This is a genomic window from Methylobacterium sp. P5_C11 (genome assembly GCF_054049775.1).
This window is the reverse complement of record NZ_JBFULS010000111.1, coordinates 1-2,557: the sequence shown is the minus strand read 5'-3', so window position 1 is coordinate 2,557 and position 2,557 is coordinate 1. Positions and strand designations below refer to the sequence as shown.

Below are 2,557 nucleotides of genomic sequence, written 5' to 3'. Positions count from 1 at the left end.
TCCAGGGGCCGGCGGGGTTGCGGTGGGTGGCACCGCAGCGGTCGGCGCCGGCGCATTTGGCCCAGGCTTGCCGCCAGGCGCCAGGCTACCGGGCGTCTGGGCGGCGGACGGCGGACCGGTTCGACCGGGCACGGGCGGCGTTCCAGGAGTCGGCGGGGTTGCCGTGGCCGGCGCCGCAGCGGTCGGCGCCGGCGCATTTGGCGCAGGCTTGCCGCCAGGCGTCAGGCTACCGGGCGTCTGGGCGGCGGACGGCGGACCGTTTCGACCGGGCACAGGCGGCGTTCCAAGGGTACCGGGAACCGGAAGCGCGTGCGCGTCCGGCTGCTTCGGCTGCCCTGGCGCTGGAGCCGCTGTGGGCGCGTTGGCCTGCGCCGGCGGCGCATTGGCCGCAGGAGCGGTTGCGGTCGGCGCCGGCTTGCCATTCGGAGCTGCGGCCGAAGGTGATGTCGGCCCTACCCCCGGAGCCAGAGGCGGCGTACCGGGCGCCGGCAGCGTGTTGGCCTGCGGCAGCTTGGTCGGCGGTGCGACGGGGGGCGTTCCGGTCGGCGCGACATTGGCCGGCGTCCCGGGAGGTATCCCCGGCCTCGCCGTCGGCTGGATCGTCGCGCTCTGCGGCATCGGCGCCTTGCCCTGCTGGATCAGCGCGGCGCGCTGCGTGACCGCCAGCGGTACGGCCGGGCCCACCGGGTTGGCGCGGCCGGCAACGGCCGGCGCCAGGATGCCCTGCCCGGGTCCTGCCGGCCCTCCTCCCACGGCCGGGGGCGGTGGTGCCGGCGGCCGGTTGATCACCGTGTTGATGACCGTGGTGTTGTGGATGTTGGCGTAGATGATGTTGTTCGGCGGCGGCGCGACATAGAGCGGCGGCCTGACGAACACCGGGATCGGCACGAACATCGGCTGCGGCAGCACGAACAGGCCGACCACGGGCAGCGGCGGCTCGAGCACGACGAAATCCGGCGGCGGCGGCGGCAGATAATAGACCGGCGGCGGCGGTGGCGGCGCGAAGCCAAAATCAGGGTCGCTGAAATACAGCACGGGACGGTCGACATAGACCACCTCTTCCGGCGGCGGAGGCGGCACGTCGTAGTCGATCATCGCAAAGCTCGGCGGCGGCTCGACCGGCGCCGTCAGGATCGCGAGGCGGCGGCGCGCATCGCCCGCATGCGGCCCGCGCGGATAGCGGCGCAGATACGACCAGTAAGCCTCCGGCGTGTCGTTCCGATAGGTGCGCCGCCACGTGATCGCCTCGCGGCGCGCCGCCACGATCGCCATCACGCGCCTGGACATCGGATCATTCGGATAGGCGCCGAGAAACTCCTCATAGGCCGGCAGCGTGTCGCGCTCGAGCGCGGCCGCGTAGGCATCCTGTGCGCCGAGATCGCGGATCGGCTTGTTGCGGATCGCGGCGACCTGGTCCGGCGTCGACTGCGGCGGCGGCGCGTCGGGCGCGCGATCGAAGAACGAGAATTGCGCGCTGATCTTCTGCTCGTCCCAAGGCACCTGCGCGCCCTTGCTGGCTTCGTTGACGCGCAGGCGGACGCGGTCGAACACCTCCGGCAGCGACAGGCCGCCGGTGCGGATCATCTCGGCCAGCGACTGCGCATAGATGCCGTAAGGTCCGGGCTCCTCGGGGGCCACCGTGCCGGGCGCGGCGTTGAACGCGATCAGCGCGTTGGCGTCGGGCTCGACCAGCGCAAGTCCGCTCGCGATCGGCTGGCCGCCCTCGATGAACGGCTGCGCGCGGCCAGCGTCGAGCACGACGATATTGGCCTTAAGCGGAATGGCGGCGAGCTGGCGCAGATAGTCGCCGACGCGCAGGGCTTCGGTCGGAACGTCGGTGTCGCGGGTGATGTTGGAATCGACCGGGATGAAATAGTTCTCACCGGCGAGCTGGACGCCATAGCCGGCCAGATAGACCATCGCGACGGTCCCCGGCCCCGAGGCCTGCGCCTTCTGGATGAAATCGCGAAAACTCTTGCGCAGCGTGTCGGCGTCGAGATCGCGCGCGCCGACCACGTCGAAGCCCGCCGCTTGCAGGGTCTGCGCGATCAGGCCGGCATCGTTCGCGGTCGTCGCCAGCGGCGACTTGGCATAGGCGCCGTTGCCGACCACGAGCGCGATGCGCTTTTCCGGCTGCTGCGCGCGCGCCGGAACGAGCGCACCCGCGACGAGCAGGATCGGCAGGAGAAAGCAGATGAAGACCTTGTGTGTCCCACGCATGGCTTGCTTGCCCGCTCTTGCTGTTGAGATTCACCGCCCATGAGACGCGCGGCTGCCTGAACGGCGCTTGAACGAGAAGCTTGGATTGAGGCGGCGGCATGGCCGGGTCACGCCTGCCGTCAGCGCCACGTCAGCCTCGCGCCGCGCGAACCGGCGCGAGGTTCAGGCAGGTGCTTCAGCCCTGCGCGATCAGATCGACCGTCCCCGTCGTGAGCCGGTAGATGCCGCCCACGACCTTCACCTTGCCCTGCTCCACGGCCGCATTGAGGATCGGCGCGGCCGACTTCAGCTTGGCGACATTGTCGATCACGTTCTGCCGGATCGCCTTGTTGAGCAC

Annotated in this window: 2 protein-coding genes; both read right to left on the bottom strand. The window is 70.8% G+C overall.

Annotated features, from left to right (window positions below; translation table 11 throughout):
* A partial coding sequence (locus tag ACXJKQ_RS27510; protein WP_457108836.1) for a caspase family protein occupies positions 1–2,220 on the bottom strand: 2,220 nt, incomplete at its 3' end.
* A gap of 175 nt (positions 2,221–2,395) precedes the next feature.
* Positions 2,396–2,557 (bottom strand): carbonic anhydrase (locus ACXJKQ_RS27505; protein WP_457108837.1); only part of this gene is annotated, 162 nt, incomplete at its 5' end.